This window comes from Candidatus Halobonum tyrrellensis G22, from assembly GCF_000495475.1.
In the GTDB taxonomy this organism is placed as follows: Archaea; Halobacteriota; Halobacteria; order Halobacteriales; family Haloferacaceae; genus Halobonum; species Halobonum tyrrellense.
On sequence record NZ_ASGZ01000016.1, the window covers coordinates 14,128 to 33,732 of the forward strand.

Sequence of the window (19,605 nt, forward strand, 5' to 3'; positions counted from 1 at the left end):
TAAAGGGATTTCGCTTCGCGCTCGGTCTCACTCCGCCCGGTCGGTGTCGCTCCAGCCGCAGTCTTGACACTTGTAGCCGGTGACGAACTCGGTGACCGAGGGCATGTACCCGACGGATATCACGTCGCCGCCACAGTCGGGACAGTCGCGGTCGGTGTCCTCGATGTCCTCCGCCTCCATCACCGACTCGTCTTCGATCAGTTCCGCGAGCGACTCCGGGGTGACCATCCGCCCCTCCACGACGCGGTTCGACATGGGCGGGCGTCCGAGCGGTAGCGGTTAAAGTCCCCCGGTCGCGCGGCGGCGGCGGTGGCCCCCTACAGCCAGGGGGCGCGCGGGGCGTTCGCCTCGCCGCCGTCGTCGTTCCCGCCGCCGACCTCCTCGGCCCCGTCGCCGTCGACCGGGTCGATACCGGTCGCGCCGCCGTCGGCGGTGGCGGCGGTGGCGGCGCCGTCGGCGCCCGCGTCGGTCGCGTCGGGGGCGGGGTCGTCCGGGCCCGACGGGTCGTACGAGAACACCGCGGTGACACAGAGTACGCCCAGCGCGACGGGCGCACTCGTCGCCAGCAGGTCGGTGACGGTGAGCGCGAGCATCCCGAGCGCGAGCGCCGACCCGAACCGGAAGCGGTCGATGTCGACGTGTCCGCGCAGGCGGTCGCCCGCGAGCGCCACCGCGAGCGCGAAGCCGACGCCGACCGCGGCCGCCGCGCCCGCGCTCGCGAGCAGTCCGGGGTCGAGCGAGACGTCGAACTCGAACCCCGCAGGGTCGAAACTCGCCACCAGCCCGAGCGCGATGATCGCCCCCGGCCGCGGGAGGTACTCGCCCACCTCCGCGCTGGCGGTCTTGGCGGCGATGGCGAGGATGACCAGCCCCGCAAACCGGTGGAACACCGGCGAGAGCAGACTCTCGATGGTCTGTGCGAGCGCCGCCTCGGCCACGGCCAGCGGGATCAGGACCGCACCGAGCATGAGGATCGAGACCGCCTTCTCGCGGGGCGTACCGTCCATCTCGGCGAGGACGACCGCCACGGTGGCCGACCCGCCGAAGATCAGCAGGCCGGTCTCGGCGATGCCGAGTGGGTCGGCGTTGCCGGCCGGGGTCGTGAGCGCCCCGGCGATCACGAGCGCGGGGAAGATACCGTCGATGAGCGGGAGGGCCATGACCGTGGCCAGGAGCTTCGTCGACCCGCCCACGGCGCGCTCGATGCGGAGGGCGATCGGGTGTCGTGACGTGCTCATGGGCTAGCGATAGCCCGCGGCGTCACCCGCGGCCGGACGGCGATGGGAGGGCGAACGCGCGGCGGCGCGGCCGAATCGGACCGCCCGCCGTACCCCTCCGTCCCGAACTCCCCGGAGTGTGGTGGGCTGCCGGAAAAATGTCGCGAGCGCGGCGCTGGCGCTCGCTTCACCGGCAGTGCACGAACCGAGGGGGAACTCGGGTTCCATACGCCAACGTACCCGGAGAGCTACAATAAACGTTGTGTGGGACGTGACCGCACGCGACACGAGAAATGACGGACGTCCGTATAAATGGCCCGACGGATAGTAGGCTGTGCTCGCTATCGTCCGTCGGTTCGTCGCCGGGAGCTTCGGGTTCGGGCAATCGTTGCACGGCCGGCGTGCCAGCGGGTGCCGAACCGGCGGGCGCTCGCAACGCTTTTGCGCCCCGGCCTGTCACCGACAACATGGCGAACGACGAATCCGGCGTGTTCTCGCGGAAGTTGGAGGTACCCGAGGCGCTGACGTTCGACGACGTGCTGCTCCGGCCGATGGAGAGCCGCGTCGAACCCGACGAGGCGGACGTGTCGACGCGCGTCTCCCGGAACGTCGAACTTCAGATCCCGATCCTCTCGGCGGCGATGGACACCGTCACCGAGAGCGACCTGGCGGCGGAGATGGCCCGCGAGGGCGGGCTGGGCGTGCTCCACCGCAACATGACCGTCGAGGAGACCGCCGCGGAGATCAGACGGGTCAAGCGCGCGGACGAACTCGTGATCCGCCGGGAGAACGTCGTCACGGCCGCGCCCGACCAGACCGTCAGCGACGTCGACGAGATGATGGAGCGGCAGGGCGTCTCGGGCGCGCCCGTCGTCGACGGCGACGACGCCGTCCTCGGGATCATCTCGGGGACGGACATCCGGCCGTACCTGGAGGTCGGCGAGTCCGACGCGGTCCGGGAGGCGATGACCGACGAGGTGATCACCGCCGCCGAGGACGTGACCGCCCGGGAGGCGCTCGAACTCATGTACGACCACAAGATCGAACGCGTCCCGGTCGTCGACGACGACAACCGCCTCGTCGGGCTGGTGACGATGCAGGGCGTCCTCCAGCGGCGCGAACACGGCAACGCCGCCCGCGACGACGACGGCGCGCTCCGGGTCGGCGCCGCGGTCGGCCCGTTCGAGGAGGAGCGTGCGGTCGCCGCCGACGAGGCCGGCGTGGACGTCGTCTTCATCGACTGTGCACACGCGCACAACGCGAGCGTCCTCGACTCCGCCCGCGCGATCACGGGTAGCGTCGAGGCGGACGTGGTCGTCGGCAACGTCGGCACCCGCGAGGCGGCCGAGGCGGCGGTCGACTTCGCCGACGGTCTGAAGGTGGGGATCGGCCCGGGGTCGATCTGTACCACCCGGGTCGTCAGCGGCGCGGGGATGCCCCAGATCACCGCCGTCGCCGAGGTGGCGGACGTGGCCGCCGACCACGACGTGCCGGTGATCGCCGACGGCGGCATCCGCTACTCGGGCGACGCGATCAAGGCGATCGCCGCGGGCGCGGACGCCGTGATGCTCGGGTCGTACTTCGCGGGCACCGACGAGGCGCCCGGCCGCGTCATCACGATGAACGGCAAGCGCTACAAGCAGTACCGCGGGATGGGCAGCGTCGGCGCGATGTCCGAAGGCGGCGGCGACCGCTACCTCAAGGACGCCGACGAGGACGAGGACTTCGTCCCCGAGGGCGTCGAGGCCGCCACACCGTACAAGGGGTCGCTCGCGTCGGAGCTCAACCAGCTCGTCGGCGGGATGCGCTCGGGTATGGGGTACGTCGGCGCGGGGACGATCCCCGGGTTCAAGGAGCGCGCCGAGTTCGTCCGCGTCTCGCAGGCGGGCCAGACGGAGGGCCACCCCCACGACGTCACCATCACCGACGAGGCGCCCAACTACAGCCCCGAGTGACGCGAGGCGGGGCGTGCGCCGACCGCGCTCGCTCGACTGCGGCGCCGGCGGACCGGCCCGCAGAACCGGGGGAAACGACCGATGCACTTTCGAGCCGCGGGGGTGAACGGTCCCGCAGGTGGTTGTGGTGGCCACCGCGGACCGTGGGGCCGACGCGAGAGCGTCACCGACCCACGAAGCCGGTCTTCCGACCGGCACCGTTCGTGCCAGAGTCGACGGGCACGGTTAAGTACGGGGAGAGAGACACGGTAGACGAATGTCCGTACGGCGACGACAGGGGGGCTCCGGGCGGGGGAAGCCCCGCCGACCGGAACTCAAGGATCATTTTGATATGGGTTCCCCCCTCAGATACGTGTCACTCGTAGGGTCACAGCATGAGTGACGATCCACCGGTCGTACTCGTCGTCGAGGACGAACCCGACCTCGCGGACCTGTACGCCGCGTGGCTCGGCGGCGACTACGCCGTCCGGACCGCCTACGGCGGCGAGGAGGCGATCGAAGAGCTCGACGAGAGCGTCGACGTCGTCCTCCTCGACCGTCGAATGCCCGGCCTGTCGGGCGACGAGGTGCTCGTCGCGGTCCGCGACCGCGGCATCGACTGCCGGGTGGCGATGGTGACCGCCGTCGAACCCGACTTCGACATCGTGGCGATGGGGTTCGACGACTACCTCGTCAAACCCGTCACCCGCGAGGCGCTCGCCGACACCGTCGAGAACCTGGCCCGTCGCAACGAGTACGACAGCGGCGTCCAGGAACTGTACGCGCTCGCGTCGAAGAAGGCGGTCCTGGAGTCGGAGAAGGGCCGCGCCGCCCTCGCCGACAGCGATGAGTTCCGCGACCTCGACGAACGGCTGAGCCGGCTCCGCGAGGAACTCGACGAACAGGTTGACGAACTCGACGAACACGACGACTTCGAGGGCGCGTTCCGCGACCTGAGCGACGGCGAGGACGACGACGACGAACCCGAGTTCGACTTCTGAAGGCGTCGCCCGCCGCCCGACGACTCTCCCCCGTCACCGCGCCGACCGGTCCGGTCTATCGCCCGTCGAGATACCGCTCCAGCCGCCGGGTCGCCTCCTTGAGTTCCCCCATGCCGGTCGCGTACGACAGCCGCAGGTGGCCCGCGCCGCCGGAGCCGAACGCGCTCCCCGGGACCGCCGCGACGCCCACCTCGTCGAGGAGGTCGGTCGCGAACGCCTCGTCGTCGCCGTCGGGCGCGACGTCGGTGACCCGCGGGAACGCGTAGAAGGCGCCGCTCGGCTCCGCGACCGCCAGCCCGAGTTCGCGGAGTCGGGCGGTCAGGTAGCGCCGCCGGCGGTCGTACTCGCGGCGCATCCGCGCCACCTCGTCGTCGCAGCGCTCGATGGCGGCCACCGCGGCGTGCTGGGCGGTCGTCGGCGCCGACAACATTCCGTACTGGTGGACGGTCGTCATCGCCTCTATCGCCCCCGGCGGCGCGAGCGCGTACCCCAGCCGCAGCCCGGTCATCGCGTACGCCTTCGAGAACCCGTTGATCACGACGGTCCGCTCGCGCATCCCCGGCCGGGTCGCGACCGACTCGTGGTCGCCGTCGTACGTCAGCGCGGCGTATATCTCGTCGGAGACGACGAGCAGGTCGTTGTCGACGCAGAAGGCCGCGACGGCGTCGAGTTCGTCCGCGCTCATGGTCGCACCCGTCGGGTTGTTCGGGTAACAGAGCACGAGCATCTCCGCCTCGTCGGCGCCCGCCTCGGCGAGCGCCTCCGGCGTGAGCGCCCAGTCGTCCTCGTGGTAGGTGGGCACCGCCAGCGGGTCGCCGCCCGCGAACGTGACGCCGGGTTCGTACGAGACGTACGTCGGCGTCGGGAGCGCCACCGTGTCGCCGGGGTCGACGAACGCGCGAAACGCGAGGTCGACCGCCTCGCTCGCGCCCGTGGTGACGAGCACCTCCTCGTCGGGGTCGTACGCGTGGCCGTACCGCTCGACCCGGCCCGCGATGGCCCGCCGGAGTTCGGCGGTCCCGCGGTTGGCGGTGTAGCTGGTCCGCCCGCGTTCGAGCGACGCGACCGCCGCCGACCGCGCGGGCCACGGCGCGGAGAAGTCGGGTTCGCCCACGCCCAGCGAGACGACGTCGTCGTGCGCCTCCGCCACCTCGAAGAACGCGCGGATGCCCGACGGCGGGACGCGCGCCACCCGGTCTGCGGCCGTGAACCGGTCGCCGGCCGTCGTCTCGCCCTCCCCGGTCGGGTCGCTCGCCTCGGCAGGGTCGGACTGGTCGCTCCCCTCGACAGAGTCGGCGGGGTCGGGCGGGGCGGTCCCGTCGCTCCGGTCGGCCGCCTCGCTGCCGGTCTCGTCGCTCATGGCGTCACGGAGAGGCGGTCGTCGTCGTCGCCGTCGTCGAAGAGGACGCCCCGCTCCTTGTACGTCTCCATCGCGAAGTGGGTCACCGTGCTCGTCACCGCGGGCAGGGGGGCGACCTCCTCGGAGACGAACCGCGAGACCGCACCCATCGAGCCGGCGCGGACGTACACCTCGAAGTCGTAGTCGCCCGACACCAGCCGCATCGTGTCGACGAGCGGCGACTCCGCGATCCGGCGTGCCACGTCGTCGTAGGCGGTCTCGCGGTCGAGTTCGACGTTCACCTCCAGCACCGCTTCGACGCCCGTCTCGTCGGTGCGGTCCCAGTCGACCACCGCCGAGTACCCCCGGAGCACGCCCGACTCCTCGAGGTCCGCCAGCCGCGCCTCGACCTCCTCGGCGGAGAGACCGGTCTGTCGGGCGAGGTCGGCGGGCGACTCGCGGGCGTCGGCCACGAGCGCGTCGATCAGCGCGCGCGTCTCGTCGTCCATGCCTGCTGAGTCCGCGTGCCCCGTCAAAGGGGTTTCGCCCGCGTGCGAACCGTTCCGGGAGCCGGGCGGTCGGGAGACCAAGCCGGGTGGCCCGAGCGGCGTCCGTCGACCCCGCCGCCCAGCGCCCCACCGCCGAGCGGTGTCCGCCCCGGCCGAACCCGTTTTGGTCCGTGCGGCGGTAGACGCTCGCATGGTCATGGCAGAGTCCGACTCGGAACTGTCGCGCGGCGACGCCGCCCCCGACTTCGAGTTGCCGGGCGCGGACGGGGAGACGTACGCGCTCGACGACTTCGACGCCGGCGCACTGTTGGTCGCGTTCACCTGCAACCACTGCCCGTACGCGGAGGCGAAGGTGGACCTGCTCAACGACGTGGCCGACGAGTACGACGACTGCGCGGTGGTGGGGATCAACCCCAACGACGCCGAGGCGTACCCCGACGACTCGTTCGCGGAGATGCGGCGGCGGGTGGAGTCGGGCGAGATAGCGTACGACGCGTACCTCCGCGACGAGAGCCAGGACGTGGCGCGCGCGTACGGCGCGGTGTGTACGCCCGACCCGTTCCTGTTCGGCGACGCCGACGGGACCTACCGGCTGGCGTACCACGGCCGGTTGGACGACGCGCTCGACCCCGACTCCGAACCCGAGGAGTACTACGTCTACGACGCGGTGGAGGCGGTGCTCGCGGGCGAGGAGGTGTCCCACGAGGACCGGCCGAGCCGCGGCTGTTCGATCAAGTGGCGCGAGTAGCGGGGCGGTGCGACCGCGGGTCGGCGCGAGGAGACGGCGACGACGACGGACGGGACCGGATCAGCCCGCCGACCGGCCGCCGTCGGTCGCCTCGCCCTCCGCGCGGTCGGCGTCCGCGTCGGCGGCATCGTCCGCGTCGACCTCTGCGTCGGCGGCGCCGTCCGCACCCGCGTCGGCGGCGCCGGCCAACTCCGCGAACGTCTCGCGGGCGTTCTCGACGGCCGCCTCGTGTTTCGCGGGGTACGCCTCGACCTTCCCCCGGAGGGTGATGCCCGGCCCGAGGCGGACGTCGCCTTTGAACGCCGCCTGCTTGTCGAGTCTGAGGAACAGCGAGTTGTTCGCGTCGACCCGTTCGTCGAGTTCGTCCACCACGCGGTCGAGTGGGGGCAGGCCGGCGATGACCGACAGCACGTGCCGCACGTCGTCGGCGTTCTCGACGCGCGCCGACAGCACGACGATGCGGTCGCCGTGGTGCCCCTCGTTGACGACCCGCTCTACCTCGAACTCGTCGGGGAGGAACGTCCGGAGCGCCTGCTCGACGCGCTTCTCGTCCTCCGTCGCGTAACAGAAGGTCCGCAGGTCGACGTAGTGGAAGGGGACGCTGCTCATGGGGAGTCGCTACGGCGGTGGGGGTCAAAAACGTTCGATTCCGCGCGAGTCGGTGGCGCGGGAACGACTCGCGCGGGTGGAGCGTGCGCCTACTCCTCGTCGGCGTCTGCGTCCGCGTCCGAATCGGCGTCCGCGTCCGCGTCGGCGGCCTCCAACTGGTCGGCGGGGACGCCCTGCTCTTGGCCCTCGTCGAAGCTGACGGTGTAGGTGGCGTCGCCGAACATCGTCTCCATCACCTGCGTGACCGTCCCCGTCTCGCCGTCGAACTCGCTGTGCTCGTCGTGCAGGACCACGGTGTCCTCCTTCTCGAAGTCGCTCATGGCACCGGGTTCGACACGGCCGTACAAAAGCGCGCTGAAAAACGACGGGCGCAGACGCCGTCCGCCCCCGGGACCGGCCGCCGCGACTCAGTCCGCCGTCGAGGGGGTCCGGTGGAACGGGCGGCGCGCGATGGCCGACCGGAGTTCGGGCAGCGACTCCTTGCCGTGGTCGGACATCGCGGTCACCACCGCGAACACCTCCTGGCGGCTGACCTTCACGCCGCGGCCGTCGACCGCGCGCTCGGGCGACGCCGACAGTTCACGCAGGGTGCCGACCGCCAGCAGGAACGGGATGGCCCACGCGTCGAACGTGTTGCCGTCGACCAGCGGGAGGTGTTCGAGGTACGTCTGGGCGTCGTCGACCAGTCCCCGCGCGAGCCGGGTCGTCCGGCCCACGACGCTCGCCGTCCCCTCGTGGTGTTCGGGGGCGGTGAGGTCGGCCTGCGGGACGCCCTCCTCGTCGAGCCACTCGGCGGGGAGGTAGACGTTGTCCTCCTCGGCGTAGTCGTCGTGGACGTCCTTGGCGATGTTGACGAGTTGGAGCAGCAGGCCGAACTCCTCGGCGGTCTCGTACAGCGTCCGCGCGCGCTCGTCGTCGACGTCGCCGCGCGTGAGCAGGTTGGTGATGAGGTTGCCCACCGTCCCGGCGACGTAGTAGCAGTACTCCTCAAGTTCCGGGCGCGAGCGGATTCGGAGGCCGCCCTCGTCGGCGTACCGCCCGACGAACTCCGCCATCCCCCCGACCATCTCGCGGACGGGCGGGGTGACCGCCGCACGCACGTCCGGGGGGAACTCCTCGAAGGTGGCGACGACCCGCTCGGTGCCGGCGACGACCTGCCAGTCGTCCGAGCGCTCCCCCTCGGGGGGGAGGTGGTCGTCGACGGCGGCGCGGAACTCCGCCGCGGTGGTGTCGTCGTCCGGGTCGAGCGCGTCGTCGTACAGTCGGAGGAGGCGGGCCTGCTCGGCGGGAGGGATGTCGTCGGTGTCCTCGACGGTGTCGGCGACCCGACAGAGGAGATAGCCCACGCAGATGTACGAGGCCATCGGCTCTTCGAGCACGTCGACGGTCAGCGCGAAGGTGCGGGAGACCCCCTGTACGGAGTCGTGGCACCACGCGAGGTCCGCGTCCGGGGCGGTCGCGTCGGGACGGTCGGCGTCTGGCATTCTGATGCGGTGGACTACGGCGCCGGGGTTAAAAAGTGGTGTGGAGGGGCGAGAGCCACCGAAAAGGCCTACCTCGGCGACGGTCACAGTCGACCATGGAGTTCGGACTCACCGGCGAACAGGAACAGATCCGCGACACGGTCGCCGAGTTCGTCGACGAGGAAGTCGTCCCGCGCGCCGCCGACATCGACGAGTCGGACGAGTTCCCGTCGGACCTGGTCGCCGAGATGGCGGAGTTGGGGCTGCTGGGGATGCCGTTCCCCGAGGCGTACGGCGGCGCCGGGCTCGACTACCACAGCTACGCGCTCGGGCTGGCGGAGATAGCCCGCGGGTCGGGGGGGCTGGGAACCGTCGTGGCCGCCCACACCTCGCTCGCGGGGAACATGGTGTACGAGTTCGGCGACGAGACGCAGAAGGAGGAGTACCTCACCCCGCTCGCGGCGGGCGACGACATCGGCGCGTTCGCGCTCTCGGAGGCGGGCGCCGGGTCGGACGTGGCCGCGATGACCACCACCGCCGAACGCGACGGCGACGACTACGTGATAGACGGGGGGAAGCTGTGGACCTCCAACGGGTCGGTCGCCGACACCGTGATCGTCTTCGCCAAGGCCGACCCCGAGGCGGGCAACGGGGGCGTCTCGGCGTTCGTCGTCCGCCCCGACGAGGACGAGGGGTTCGTCGTCGAGGGGACCGAGCACAAACTCGGCGACAAGGGGTGTCCCACCGCGGAACTCCGCTTCGACGGGATGCGCGTGCCCGCCTCGCGCCTGCTCGGCGCGGAGGGCGAGGGGTTCGTCCAGGGGTTGAAGACGCTCAACGGCGGCCGGATCACCATCGCGGCCCGCGGGGTCGGCATCGCCCGTGCCGCACTCGACGAGGCCAAGGCGTACGCCCAAGACCGGGAGCAGTTCGACCGGCCAATCGCGGAGTTCCAGTCGATCCAGCACAAACTCGCCGACATGGACACGAAACTCCAGGCGGCGCGACTCCTGATGCACCAGGCGGCCGACCTGAAGATCCGGGGGGAGGACTACGTCAAGGAGGCGGCGCAGGCGAAACTGTACGCCAGCGAGGTCAGCCGGGAGGTGGCCAACGAGGCGCTCCAGATCCACGGCGGCTACGGCTACACGAAGGACTTCCCCGTCGAGCGGTTCTACCGCGACGCCAAACTCAACGAGATATACGAGGGGACCAGCGAGGTGTTGCGCAACACCATCGCGCGACGGGTGCTCGACGAGTAGCGACGGGGACGGAACGAGTACGGGGGACGACCGCCCCGCGAGAGGGGACGCGAACGGGTCCGGCGGCGTTCAGTCCGCGAGCGCGTCCGACTCGGGCGTCCCGAGGTCGACCGACCCCGACAGGTCGCGCTGGGGGAACGGGATCTCGATCCCCTCGTCGTCGAACCGCGCCTTCACGTTCGTCACGTAGTCGCCGCGGATCTCCACGAAGTCGGCCCGCGAGGGGTTGGCGATCCAGATGCGCGACTGGAGTCCGACGTAGCTGTCGGCGAGTTCGGTCAGCCGGACCGACGGCTCGGGGTCGTCGAGGACGTCCGGGTGGCGCCGGGCCTCCTCGACGATGAGGTCGGTCGCGCGTTCGACGTCGTCGTCGTAGCCGATGCCGAACAGGAACTTGACGCGGAGGCGCTCCTTGGCGACGGGGTTCTTGATCACGCCGTCGGTCAACTGGGAGTTCGGCACCGTGAGGAGTTCGTTGTCGAACGTCCGCACGCGCGTGACGCGAAAGGAGATGTCCTCGACGACGCCCGCGTGGTCGTCCCACTCGACCCAGTCGCCGATCCGGAACGGGCGGTCGGTGAAGATGAACACGCCCGCGACGAAGTTCTTGAGCACGTCCTGCATCGCCAGCCCGATGGCGAGCGTCGCCGCCGCGGCGATGGTGGCGAGCGACTGGAGGAAGTCGCCGTAGCCCGCGAGCCCGAACGCGACGGCGACGCCCGCGAACACGACGGCGACGTTCGCCAGTTTCGTGATCGGCCGCCGGGCGTGCGGCTCCAGCCCGCGCGAGTCGAGCAGGCGGTCGAGCAGCGGGAGCAACAGCGCGCGGCCGAGGAGGTAGACGGCGCCGAGGACGACGACGAACGTGACGATACCGGCGAGGACAACCGCGACGCCGTCGGGGACCCCGACGTCCCGGAGGAGACCCGCGATCAACTGGACCGCGTCGCTCGTCGCCGCCGCTCCCCCGGTGGCGTCTCCCCCCGAGGGGGGAGCGGTCGTGGTCTGTTGGAGGAGCGTCGCGGGTGCGGGGGGGAGCGCGGTCCCCTCGACCCCCCCGGAGACGGCTCCGAGCCCCCCGAGCGGGTCGACTCCCCCCGCCGCGCCCATCAGTGGAACACCGCCGTGTTCCCGCGCGTCTCCACGACGTCCGCGCCGACCCGGTCGGCCAGGTCCGCCGCGAGTTCCTCCACCTCGCCCGCGCCGCGCGCCGAGCGGAGGAACTTCACCTTCACCAGGTCGCGGTTGCCCAACTGTCGTTCGAGTTCGTCGGCGACGGACTCGACGCCGTTCTTCCCCACGCGGAGCGTCACGTCGAGGTCGTGCGCCTCCTTCCGCAGGTCGTGGTCGGTCATGACTGTCGAAGAGGGGCGAGCGGCTTTGAAAGCTTACGGTACGCGGACCGCGGCCGTTCGGGCCGCCGCGGAGCCGCGTGGGGCGGACCCTGAGCGACGCGAGCGGCGCCCGGACGGGGCCGCGGCGACGCGCCGCTCAGTACGGGTAGCGCTCCGTCGCGCCGCAGTCGCAGCGGACGACGACGTGGCTCCCCTCCTGGAGCCGGGTCCGGGCGTTGACGCCGGGGACGAGGAACGCGTCACACCGGTCGCAGGTGAACCGGGTGAACGTCCGGGGGAGCCCGCAGCGGTGCCGCTCGGCGACCCGGCGCGCCAGCCGGACGTACTCGCGCGCGCGGTCGGGTTCGCCCGCCTTCGTCGCCTCGCGCGCGAGGACGGTCAGCCGCTCGATGCGCTCTTCGGCGATGGACGCCATTCCCTCCGGGGTCGACCCGGCCGCGACATAGGGGTAGCGGTTTCGGGTTTCGGTCTCAGCCCCGGTCGAGCCGCGGGACCGCGGGGCGGCGAGCGGGGAGGCGGCCGCCGAGCGCCGATTCCGACAGGTCGAAGGCGGGGTCGGGCGAACCGCCGAGCGAGACAGAGACGTGCGCGTCCTGAACTACCTCGAACTTGACTCGCGGCTCGACCGCGCCGGCATTGGCACCGCCCACGACCAGCAGGTCAAGGCGCTCTCGCGGGCGGCCGCCGCGGGCGCGGACGTGGAGGTGGTCACCTCGCCGTGGCGCGACGGCGACCCGGTCGGGGGGCTGAGGGGCGCCCTCGGCGGGCGCGACCCCCTCGTCGACTACGACGTGGCCCACTGCAACCTCGTCGGGCCGGCGAGCGTCGCACTCGCCCGGCACGCCAAGTACCGCGACCGACCGCTCGTGCTCCACTGTCACGTCACGAGCGAGGACTTCCGCGAGAGCTTTCGGGGGTCGAACACGGTGGCGCCGGCACTCCGGCGCTACCTCCGGTGGTTCTACTCGCAGGCCGACCTCGTGCTCTGCCCCTCGGAGTACACCGAGCGCCGGTTGGCGGACTACCCGGTCGAGGCGCCGGTGCGTGCGATGTCGAACGGCGTCGACCTCGGCTCCATCGCGGGCCACGAGCGCCTCCGCGAGCGCTACCGCGAGCGGTACGGGATAGACGGCACCGCGATGTTCGCCGTCGGCTCGGTGTTCGAGCGCAAGGGGCTGACCGACTTCTGCGAGGTGGCGAAGCGCAGCGACCACGAGTTCGTCTGGTTCGGCACGGTCGACTCCGGCCCGCAGGCGTCGTCGACGGTGCGGCGGTGGACGAGGGACCCCCCGGAGAACGTCACGTTCACGGGGTGGGTCGACGAGAAGGCGGGCGCGTTCGGCGCGGGCGACGTGTTCTTCTTCCCGACGAAGGTGGAGAACCAGGGGCTCGTCGTCCTGGAGGCGATGGCGTGCGGGAAGGCGTGCGTCCTCCGGGACATCCCCGTCTTCCGGGAGTACTTCGAGGACGGCCACGACTGCCTGCTCCGGTCGACGCGCGAGGGGTTCGCGGAGGCGCTCGACTCGCTCGCGGCCGACGAGACGTTGCGCGAGCGGTTGGGCGCGAACGCCCGCGAGACCGCCGCGACCCACTCGCTCGACCGGGTGGGCGAACAGCTCGTCGGGGTGTACGAGGACCTGTTGGCCCGGCGAGACGCGACCGGGTCGGCGGGGGCGGACGCGAGTGGGAACCGGTAGCTGGCGGCACGGCCGGGGCCGTCCGCCGGTCGCGGCCAAGACGCAAGGGGTTAGTGGTGGCACGCGGAACGCCGGCGCATGCAGACGGTCGCGGCGTTCACCGACACGTACCTCCCCACGGTGAACGGCGTCACCTACACCGTCCAGTCGTGGCGCCGTCGCTGGAACGCCCGCGGGGGGCGGATGGACGTGGTGTTCCCCGGCGCGCCCGGCTACGACCCCGAGGCCGGCGAGTACACCACCCGCAGCGTCGGCTTCCCCTTCTACGAGGGGTTCCGGTTCGGCCTGCCGGGCGTCCCCGACGCGGTTCGGGACGCCGACGTGGTCCACGCGCACACCCCGTTCGCGCTCGGCCTCTCGGCGCTGGCGCTCGCGCGCCGGACGGACACGCCGCTGGTGGCCTCGTATCACACCCCGACCGCCGAGTACGCCGACTACATCGCGAAGGGCGCCGTCGCCACGGGAGTCGAGTCGGTCGCCCGGCGCTACGAGCGGTGGTACCTCGACCGCGCGTCGGCGGTGGTCGCCCCGAGCGGCCCCGCGCGCGACCACCTCGCGGACATCGGGACGCGGACGCCCATCGAGGTGGTGCCCAACGGCGTCGACGTCGACTTCTTCCGGCCGGTCGACGAGGAGACACGGGCGGCGTTCCGCGAGCGGTACGGCCTCCCCGACGGCCCGCTGGTCGGCTACACCGGCCGGCACGGGTTCGAGAAGGAGCTCGACGCGGTCGTCCCGGCGGTCGACGCCGCCGACGCCGACGCGACGCTGGTGTTCGGCGGCGACGGGCCCGCACGCGAGCGCCTCACCGAGCAGGCGGCCGAACGGGGCGTCGACGCGCGCTTCCTCGGCTTCCTCCCGCGGGAGGACCTACCCGCCTTCTACGCGTGTCTCGACGCGTTCCTCTTCCCCTCGCCGGTGGAGACGCAGGGGCTGGTCGCCCTGGAGGCGAACGCCTGCGGCACGCCCGTCGTCGGCGTCGACGCGGGCGCGCTCGAAGACACCGTCGTCGAAGGCGTCACCGGCTACCACTTCGCCCGCGACGACGAGGCGGCGTTCGCGGCCGCCATCGACCGGACGCTCGCCGAACGCGAGACGCTGTCGGCGAACTGTCTCGACCGCCGGGAGGACACCAGCGTCGAACACGCCGTCGACCGACTCGCCGAGGTGTACGACGGGCTGTCGGGGTAGCGTCGGACGGGGAGAACACGGCCGGTCGGAGCGGTCGAGCCGACGAACGGCGAAGTCGCCGCTCGCGGCGCGGTCGGAGCAACCCCCTACGTCAGTCGTCTTCGAGCGCGTCGCCGATCCGCTGGAGCTGTCGGGTCACGTCGCGGACCTCGTCGCGGAGCTGTCGCACCTCGCGGACGAGTTCCTCGTTGCCGACCGACTCCTCCTCGCCGCCGGGACCGCCGCCCATGCCGGGCGGGCCGCCGCCCATGCCGCCGGGTCCGCCGCCGCCGCCGCCCATCATGCCGCCCATCATCTGCGCGAACGGGTTGCCGCCGCCGCCACCGCCGCCCATGCCGCCGGGACCGCCGCCGCCCATCATCTCCTCGGGACCGGGCGGGCCCTCGCCCTCCTCGCGCTCCTCCTCGCGGCGCTGGCGGATCTCCTCGACCCGCTCGCGGAACGACTTCTCCTCGTCGCCCTCGCCGCCGGCGTCCGCGTCGGACGCGGGGTCGTCGGCGGTGTCGGTCGGCTCGCTCGCCTCGTCGGCCGCCTCGCGCTCGGGGTCGTCGTCTGCCATGGCTCCCGTTTCGCTCCGGCCGCCGAAAAGGGTTGTTCATCCCGCGAGTGATCCGTGCGTTCTTATCCCCCCGTCTCTGAAGGGGCGGCGTGTTCGCGGACCGGTCCGACGCCGTCTGTGACGACGACCCCCACCGTGGCTACGGCGTCGCGGTGACGCCCGGCTGTACGGGCCCGTGTGCGCTCGTCACCGGCTACGGGCCGGGTAACCGCCTGCTGACGTGGCGCGACGGCGGGCTCCGCGACGTCGCCACCCCGGCGGTCGCCGACGCCGGCAGACACGCCATCGGCGTCGTCGCCGCCGACCTCGACAGCGACGGCCGCGAGGAGTTCTACGTCCACAACACCGACGAGTACGAGGGCCACACCCGCGACACCGACCTGCTGCTCGACCCCGTCCGGGTGCCGCCCGACGACGGGTCGGTCCGGTGGCGCGACCTGTTCGGCCTCGGCGTCAACGCCGACCGGGGGAACTTCCGCGCCGGGCGGTCGGTCGCCGCGCTCGACCGCTACGGCACCGGCCGGTACGGCGTGTTCGTCGCCTCCTACGGTCCGGCCTCCCGCTTTTACGAACTCGGCGACGACGGCGAACTCTCGGACATGGCGGGCGCGGTCGGGCTGAGCGTGACCGCGGGCGGCCGGTCGCTGCTCGCCGGCCCGCTCGTGACCGACCGGATGGACCTGTTCGTCGGCGTCGAACGCGGCCCGAACCGGCTGTTCCGCAACGACGGCGGCCACTTCACCGAGGTGGCGGGACCCGCCGGCGTCGCCGACCCCGAGACGGACGCCCGCGGCGTGACCGTCGCCGACGGCGACCTGGCGTACGGCGCGTGGGAGGGGCCGAACCGGCTCTACCGCGCCGACGGCGTCGGCGCGGCCGGGACGAACGGCGGGTCCGGCGCCGACGCCGCCCGCGACGCCGGAACGCGGACGTTCACCGACGTGGCGCCGCCCGACTTCGCGGAGCCGACTCGGGTTCGGACGCTGGTGTCGGCGGACTTCGACAACGACGGCCGCGAGGAGCTGTTCGTCCACGCGATGGGGACCGAAAACCGGCTGTTCCGGCGCGACGACGGCGACTGGACCCGGCTCGACCCCGGCGCCGCCGAGGAGGAGCGCGGACTGGGCACCGGCGCTGCGGTCGCCGACTTCGACGGCGACGGCGCGCTCGAACTCCTCTTGGTCCACGGCGAACTCGCCGCCCAGCCGCTCACGCTGTTCTCCGTCCCGGGCGCCGCCGACAACGACTGGCTCCGCGTCCGCCCGACCACCCAGTACGGCGCGCCCGCCCGGGGGGCCAGGGTCACGCTGGAGACGGACGCGTGGACCCGCGATCGGGTGGTGTGTGCGGGGTCGGGCTACCTCTGTCAGATGGGACCGGTCGCCCACTTCGGGCTGGGCGACGCGACGCCCGAGCGGGTGACCGTCAGCTGGCCCGACGGCCGGACGGCCACGCTCGACCGGCCCGCGGTCCGCGAGGAACACGAACTCGCACACCCGATGGCCCCTCGCTTTTGAGCGGGGGCTCGCGGACCCGGAACCGGAACCGAAACCGGACCCCGGTCGGGACGCGGGCGACGTGACGCGGGAGCTTTTGCCCCGCCGGAACCACCGGCCGGCATGGACGACCCCGACGCCAGCGAGTCGCTCGGGAAGGCCGACCGCGACCTGTTCGAGTCGGCCATCTACCCCAACCTCGGCGCCGACCGCGCGGACGTGCCGCTCGGGCCGACCCACGGCGTCGACTTCGGCGTCCTCGACGTCGGCGGCCGGGCGCTCGTGACCGCGACCGACCCGCTGTCGGTGCTCCCGGACCTTGGCTACGAGCGTGCGGGTCGGTTCGCGCTGGCGTTCGCGCTGGCGGACGTGGCGGTGTCGGGGGTCGCCCCGACCCACATCTGCCCGTCGTTCGCGCTCCCGACGGGCGTGAGCGACGACGAGTTCGCCGCGCTGTGGACCGCGATCAGCGACGAGTGTCGGGAGTTGGGCGTCGCAGTCGCGACGGGCCACACCGCGCGCTACCCCGGCGCGTCGTTCCCGTGGGTCGGCGCGGCGACGGTGCTCGGCGTCGGCGACCACGACGCGGTGGTCCGGCCGGACGGCGCGCGGCCGGGCGACCGCCTGCTCGTCACGAAGGGGCCGGCGGTGGAGACTGCGGGCCTGCTGACGACGCTGTACCCCGAGGCGTTCGACGCGCTCGCGGAGTCGACGCTCCGGGAGGCGCAGGCGTGTCTCGACCGGGTGGGCGTGACGCGGGACGCGCTCGCCGCCGCGGAGGCCGGGCGGGAGGCGACCCCCGACGGCGCCGTCGGGGGCGTCACCGCGATGCACGACGCCACCGAGGGAGGGTTGCGCGGCGCGCTCTGCGAGACGGCCGCGGCGGCGGGCGTCCGCTTCGACGTGGAGTCGGCCGCCGTCCCCGAAATACCCGCGGCGGTCGCCGCCTGCGACGCGCTCGGCATCGACCCGTGGGCGTGTACCACGTCGGGGACGCTCGTGGTCGCGGCCCGCCCGGCGGCCGCCGACGCGGTCGCTTCGGCGCTCGAAACCCGGGGGACGCCGGTCGGCGTCGTCGGCGAGGTGCGCGAGGGCGCGGGGGTGTACGTCGACGGCGGGCGGGTCGACCCGCCCGCGGAGGACCCCTCGTGGGCGGCGTACGAGGCGCTCAGCCGTCGAACGCCGAGCGGATAGCGGCCGCGGCCTCGTCGAACGCGGCGTCGGCCGCGGGCACGGCGTCCCCGAAGGAGAGGAAGCCGTGACACATCGACGGGTAGTCGAGGTGGGTGGTGCCGACGCCCGCCTCGTCCAACCGCGTCGCGTAGCGCGCGCCGTCGTCCCGGAGCGGGTCGTGACCCGCGGTGACGACCACCGCCTCGGCCGTCCCGCCGAGCGCCGCCTCGGAGGCGCGTAGCGGCGCGGCGTACGGGTTGGCCGCGTCCACGTCGCTCCGGAGGTAGCGGTCCCAGAACACCTCCATGTCCCCCCGCGTCAACAGCGGGCCGTCGGCGTTCGCCGCGTAGGAGTCCGTGGTGAAGTCGCGGTCGGTGACCGGGTACAGCAGCGCCTGCACCGACAGGTCGTCCTCGCCGGACTCCCGGAGGGCGGTGGCGGCCGCGAGGTTCCCGCCCGCGGAGGTGCCCGCGACGCCCACGCGGCCGTCACCGCCGAGGGCGGCCGCGTGCTCGCGCACCCACGCCACCGCGTCGGCGGCGTCGTCGACGGCCGCCGGGAACGGGTGTTCGGGCGCGAGGCGGTAGTCGACCGAGACCACGACCGCACCCACCCGCTCGCACAGCCCCCGCGCGATGTCGTCCGCCGAGTCGAGCGTGCCGAGACACCAGCCGCCGCCGTGGAAGAAGACCAGCGTCGGCGCGGGCGTCTCCGGCGGGCGGTACACCCGGACCGGAACCGGGCCGCCGGAGCCGTCGAACGAGAGGTCGACCGTCGAGACGGGGTCGGCGCCGCGCCCCCCCGAGTCGGCGTCGGCCGCGGCCGCGTCACTCCCGCCCCCGCTTTCGCCCCCGTCGCCGAACAGGTCGGCCTCCACCCGCCGACCGCTCTCGACGGAGAGGGCGCCCCACCCGGGGACGCCGAGCGCTTCGATGTCGGTGACGACGGCCGCGAGGTCGGAGTCGAGGTCGGTCGGTGCCATCTGACTCGACGTGTGGCGTCGGGGGGAGCCGTAATGAACCCGCACGGTTCGTGACGCGTCGAACCGCGAAAGAAGAGCGGGAGTCGCGCGGACCGCCGTCGCGTCGACGGCTGGTTGGTTCCGTCCGATGCGGGCCGAGTTACGCCGACAGCGCGGACCGCGTCGCCGCGGAGAGCGCGGACGCGTCGTCCGTCTCGTTACTGTCGGGCAGCGACACGGTGATGGTGTGCGTGCCGGGTTCGAACGTCTCGGTGGTCGCGTCGAACAGTTCCTGTTGGTCGGCCGTCTCGGGGCTGAAGCCCGCGGTGGGCTTGCTGTACGAGACGAGCGACATGGTCACGTTCTCGCAGCTCTCGTTGACGGTGAACGTGATCGTCGCCGTCTCGCCCTCGCGGTCGATCACGCCCGCGGAGTCGACACACGAGCGGACCTCCTCGCTGGCCCACGCGCGGCCGCGGTCGGTGATACCCTCGGAGGTGTTACCGTGCGCGAACCGGACCAAGCGGTCCTGTTCGTCGTTCGCGTACAGCGTGTCAGCCGAGAGGTTCTCGAGGGGTTCCCCCGCCACGAAGTCAACCTGGTAGTACGTCGCCTCCGGCTCCGCCGGTTCGCCGGTGTCGACGGTGACGGACGCCGAGTCGACGACCGCACCCGACTCGTCGGTGTACGGACCGTCGGCCGTGCCGCCGGTGGCGACGAAGTCGTACGTCGAGTTGTCGTTCGAGTCGAGGTGCGGCATCGCGATCAGCGTCTCGTTCGCTTCGAGCGACGCGTCGTCGCTGAAGTTCGCGCCCGCGACGCCCTCGTAGAGCGTCACCTCGACGTTCTCGTGGGTACCCGCCGAGAGGTACGCCGAGACGCCGACGACGCTGCCGAGCGCGTTACCCTCCAGGAGACTGCTGTCGTGGATGGCGACGAAGCCGCCCTCGGACATCGTCACCGAGTCGACCACGACCGTCGTGCCGTTCGAGCTCTGGTTCTCGAACGTCACGTTCGCGGTCGGTTCGGGTTCCGGTTCGGGTTCGGACTCCTCGACGGTGAGCTCCGCCGTCGCGGTGTCGTCGTCGGTG

Annotated in this window: 20 protein-coding genes and 1 pseudogene; 8 read left to right on the top strand and 13 right to left on the bottom strand. The window is 72.4% G+C overall.

The features are described 5' to 3' along the window. Nucleotides 1-27: 27 nt before the first annotated feature. The gene (locus tag K933_RS05230; protein ID WP_023393647.1) at nucleotides 28-255 is read right to left on the bottom strand and encodes a DUF5795 family protein; all 228 of its coding nucleotides are present in this window, start codon (nucleotides 253-255) and stop codon (nucleotides 28-30) included. A gap of 62 nt (nucleotides 256-317) precedes the next feature. Continuing rightward, nucleotides 318-1,238, bottom strand: a complete 921-nt coding sequence (locus K933_RS05235; protein ID WP_023393648.1) for a DUF5794 domain-containing protein — start codon at nucleotides 1,236-1,238, stop codon at nucleotides 318-320. A gap of 446 nt (nucleotides 1,239-1,684) precedes the next feature. Here K933_RS05235 and guaB point away from each other — a divergent pair, with 446 nt between their 5' ends. Further along, nucleotides 1,685-3,172: an IMP dehydrogenase gene (guaB, locus tag K933_RS05240; RefSeq protein ID WP_023393649.1), complete on the top strand. Its 1,488-nt coding sequence runs from the start codon at nucleotides 1,685-1,687 to the stop codon at nucleotides 3,170-3,172. A gap of 374 nt (nucleotides 3,173-3,546) precedes the next feature. Continuing rightward, complete coding sequence (locus K933_RS05245) at nucleotides 3,547-4,152, top strand: response regulator transcription factor (RefSeq protein WP_023393650.1); 606 nt, start codon at nucleotides 3,547-3,549, stop codon at nucleotides 4,150-4,152. A gap of 55 nt (nucleotides 4,153-4,207) precedes the next feature. Here K933_RS05245 and K933_RS05250 read toward each other — a convergent pair whose 3' ends face one another. Beyond that, nucleotides 4,208-5,512: a pyridoxal phosphate-dependent aminotransferase gene (locus tag K933_RS05250; RefSeq protein ID WP_023393651.1), complete on the bottom strand. Its 1,305-nt coding sequence runs from the start codon at nucleotides 5,510-5,512 to the stop codon at nucleotides 4,208-4,210. Beyond that, a complete protein-coding gene (locus tag K933_RS05255) occupies nucleotides 5,509-6,000 on the bottom strand; it encodes an Lrp/AsnC family transcriptional regulator (protein WP_023393652.1) in 492 nt (163 codons plus the stop codon). Before K933_RS05255 ends, K933_RS05250 begins: the two co-directional genes overlap by 4 nt. Nucleotides 6,001-6,190: 190 nt before the next feature. On the opposite strand from K933_RS05255, the gene K933_RS05260 reads away from it, so the two are divergent. Beyond that, the gene (locus K933_RS05260) at nucleotides 6,191-6,748 is read left to right on the top strand and encodes a thioredoxin family protein (RefSeq protein ID WP_023393653.1); all 558 of its coding nucleotides are present in this window, start codon (nucleotides 6,191-6,193) and stop codon (nucleotides 6,746-6,748) included. Between the two features lie 183 nt (nucleotides 6,749-6,931). Here K933_RS05260 and K933_RS05265 read toward each other — a convergent pair. From K933_RS05265 to K933_RS05275, 3 genes and pseudogenes are all read right to left on the bottom strand, one after another. After that, nucleotides 6,932-7,357, bottom strand: a pseudogene (locus tag K933_RS05265) (RNA-binding protein); the annotation flags it as partial. Nucleotides 7,358-7,446: 89 nt separating this feature from the next. Then, nucleotides 7,447-7,677, bottom strand: a complete 231-nt coding sequence (locus tag K933_RS05270; protein ID WP_023393655.1) for a hypothetical protein — start codon at nucleotides 7,675-7,677, stop codon at nucleotides 7,447-7,449. An 87-nt stretch (nucleotides 7,678-7,764) separates the two neighbouring features. Next, on the bottom strand, nucleotides 7,765-8,841 hold the full coding sequence (locus K933_RS05275; protein WP_023393656.1) for a phytoene/squalene synthase family protein: 1,077 nt from the start codon (nucleotides 8,839-8,841) through the stop codon (nucleotides 7,765-7,767). A 95-nt stretch (nucleotides 8,842-8,936) separates the two neighbouring features. Here K933_RS05275 and K933_RS05280 point away from each other — a divergent pair, with 95 nt between their 5' ends. Next, nucleotides 8,937-10,082 carry an acyl-CoA dehydrogenase gene (locus K933_RS05280; protein ID WP_023393657.1) on the top strand — a complete coding sequence of 382 codons (1,146 nt, stop codon included), beginning with the start codon at nucleotides 8,937-8,939 and terminating at the stop codon, nucleotides 10,080-10,082. 69 nt (nucleotides 10,083-10,151) lie between these two features. Here the strand turns inward: K933_RS05280 and K933_RS05285 are convergent, their stop codons facing one another. The 3 genes from K933_RS05285 to K933_RS05295 all read right to left on the bottom strand — a co-directional run bounded on the left by K933_RS05285 (nucleotide 10,152) and on the right by K933_RS05295 (nucleotide 11,852). Further along, complete coding sequence (locus K933_RS05285) at nucleotides 10,152-11,192, bottom strand: mechanosensitive ion channel family protein (RefSeq protein ID WP_023393658.1); 1,041 nt, start codon at nucleotides 11,190-11,192, stop codon at nucleotides 10,152-10,154. Beyond that, a complete protein-coding gene (locus K933_RS05290) occupies nucleotides 11,192-11,437 on the bottom strand; it encodes a YhbY family RNA-binding protein (RefSeq protein WP_023393659.1) in 246 nt (81 codons plus the stop codon). Before K933_RS05290 ends, K933_RS05285 begins: the two co-directional genes overlap by 1 nt. A 136-nt stretch (nucleotides 11,438-11,573) precedes the next feature. Next, on the bottom strand, nucleotides 11,574-11,852 hold the full coding sequence (locus K933_RS05295) for a ribonuclease P protein component 4 (protein WP_023393660.1): 279 nt from the start codon (nucleotides 11,850-11,852) through the stop codon (nucleotides 11,574-11,576). A gap of 169 nt (nucleotides 11,853-12,021) precedes the next feature. On the opposite strand from K933_RS05295, the gene K933_RS05300 reads away from it, so the two are divergent. Continuing rightward, nucleotides 12,022-13,134, top strand: a complete 1,113-nt coding sequence (locus K933_RS05300) for a glycosyltransferase family 4 protein (RefSeq protein ID WP_023393661.1) — start codon at nucleotides 12,022-12,024, stop codon at nucleotides 13,132-13,134. 78 nt (nucleotides 13,135-13,212) lie between these two features. Beyond that, nucleotides 13,213-14,325 carry a glycosyltransferase gene (locus tag K933_RS05305; RefSeq protein ID WP_023393662.1) on the top strand — a complete coding sequence of 371 codons (1,113 nt, stop codon included), beginning with the start codon at nucleotides 13,213-13,215 and terminating at the stop codon, nucleotides 14,323-14,325. Between the two features lie 91 nt (nucleotides 14,326-14,416). Here K933_RS05305 and K933_RS05310 read toward each other — a convergent pair whose 3' ends face one another. Then, nucleotides 14,417-14,884: a hypothetical protein gene (locus K933_RS05310; protein ID WP_023393663.1), complete on the bottom strand. Its 468-nt coding sequence runs from the start codon at nucleotides 14,882-14,884 to the stop codon at nucleotides 14,417-14,419. A gap of 89 nt (nucleotides 14,885-14,973) precedes the next feature. Between K933_RS05310 and K933_RS05315 the strand changes: the two genes are divergently transcribed. Both K933_RS05315 and K933_RS05320 read left to right on the top strand, forming a co-directional pair. Next, entirely contained in the window at nucleotides 14,974-16,401 is a 1,428-nt protein-coding gene (locus K933_RS05315) for a CRTAC1 family protein (protein WP_023393664.1), read from the top strand. Nucleotides 16,402-16,503: 102 nt separating this feature from the next. Then, entirely contained in the window at nucleotides 16,504-17,574 is a 1,071-nt protein-coding gene (locus tag K933_RS05320) for an AIR synthase-related protein (protein WP_023393665.1), read from the top strand. Here the strand turns inward: K933_RS05320 and K933_RS05325 are convergent. After that, nucleotides 17,549-18,535, bottom strand: a complete 987-nt coding sequence (locus K933_RS05325) for an alpha/beta hydrolase (RefSeq protein WP_023393666.1) — start codon at nucleotides 18,533-18,535, stop codon at nucleotides 17,549-17,551. The two genes, K933_RS05320 and K933_RS05325, sit on opposite strands and share 26 nt — an antisense overlap. A gap of 139 nt (nucleotides 18,536-18,674) precedes the next feature. Continuing rightward, nucleotides 18,675-19,605: DUF7282 domain-containing protein (locus K933_RS19465; RefSeq protein WP_023393667.1), on the bottom strand; the 931-nt coding region annotated here is incomplete at its 5' end.

Excerpts from the sequence above, each read along its gene's own strand:
- K933_RS05280 (WP_023393657.1), top strand. The coding sequence starts at position 8,937 with ATGGAGTTCGGACTCACCGGCGAACAGGAACAGATCCGCGACACGGTC.
- K933_RS05235 (WP_023393648.1), bottom strand. The coding sequence starts at position 1,238 with ATGAGCACGTCACGACACCCGATCGCCCTCCGCATCGAGCGCGCCGTG.
- K933_RS05310 (WP_023393663.1), bottom strand. The coding sequence starts at position 14,884 with ATGGCAGACGACGACCCCGAGCGCGAGGCGGCCGACGAGGCGAGCGAG.
- K933_RS05295 (WP_023393660.1), bottom strand. The coding sequence starts at position 11,852 with ATGGCGTCCATCGCCGAAGAGCGCATCGAGCGGCTGACCGTCCTCGCG.
- K933_RS05260 (WP_023393653.1), top strand. The coding sequence starts at position 6,191 with ATGGTCATGGCAGAGTCCGACTCGGAACTGTCGCGCGGCGACGCCGCC.
- K933_RS05290 (WP_023393659.1), bottom strand. The coding sequence starts at position 11,437 with ATGACCGACCACGACCTGCGGAAGGAGGCGCACGACCTCGACGTGACG.
- K933_RS05255 (WP_023393652.1), bottom strand. The coding sequence starts at position 6,000 with ATGGACGACGAGACGCGCGCGCTGATCGACGCGCTCGTGGCCGACGCC.
- K933_RS05285 (WP_023393658.1), bottom strand. The coding sequence starts at position 11,192 with ATGGGCGCGGCGGGGGGAGTCGACCCGCTCGGGGGGCTCGGAGCCGTC.
- K933_RS05320 (WP_023393665.1), top strand. The coding sequence starts at position 16,504 with ATGGACGACCCCGACGCCAGCGAGTCGCTCGGGAAGGCCGACCGCGAC.
- K933_RS05245 (WP_023393650.1), top strand. The coding sequence starts at position 3,547 with ATGAGTGACGATCCACCGGTCGTACTCGTCGTCGAGGACGAACCCGAC.
- K933_RS05230 (WP_023393647.1), bottom strand. The coding sequence starts at position 255 with ATGTCGAACCGCGTCGTGGAGGGGCGGATGGTCACCCCGGAGTCGCTC.
- K933_RS05275 (WP_023393656.1), bottom strand. The coding sequence starts at position 8,841 with ATGCCAGACGCCGACCGTCCCGACGCGACCGCCCCGGACGCGGACCTC.
- guaB (WP_023393649.1), top strand. The coding sequence starts at position 1,685 with ATGGCGAACGACGAATCCGGCGTGTTCTCGCGGAAGTTGGAGGTACCC.
- K933_RS05270 (WP_023393655.1), bottom strand. The coding sequence starts at position 7,677 with ATGAGCGACTTCGAGAAGGAGGACACCGTGGTCCTGCACGACGAGCAC.
- K933_RS05250 (WP_023393651.1), bottom strand. The coding sequence starts at position 5,512 with ATGAGCGACGAGACCGGCAGCGAGGCGGCCGACCGGAGCGACGGGACC.
- K933_RS05305 (WP_023393662.1), top strand. The coding sequence starts at position 13,213 with ATGCAGACGGTCGCGGCGTTCACCGACACGTACCTCCCCACGGTGAAC.
- K933_RS05325 (WP_023393666.1), bottom strand. The coding sequence starts at position 18,535 with ATGGCACCGACCGACCTCGACTCCGACCTCGCGGCCGTCGTCACCGAC.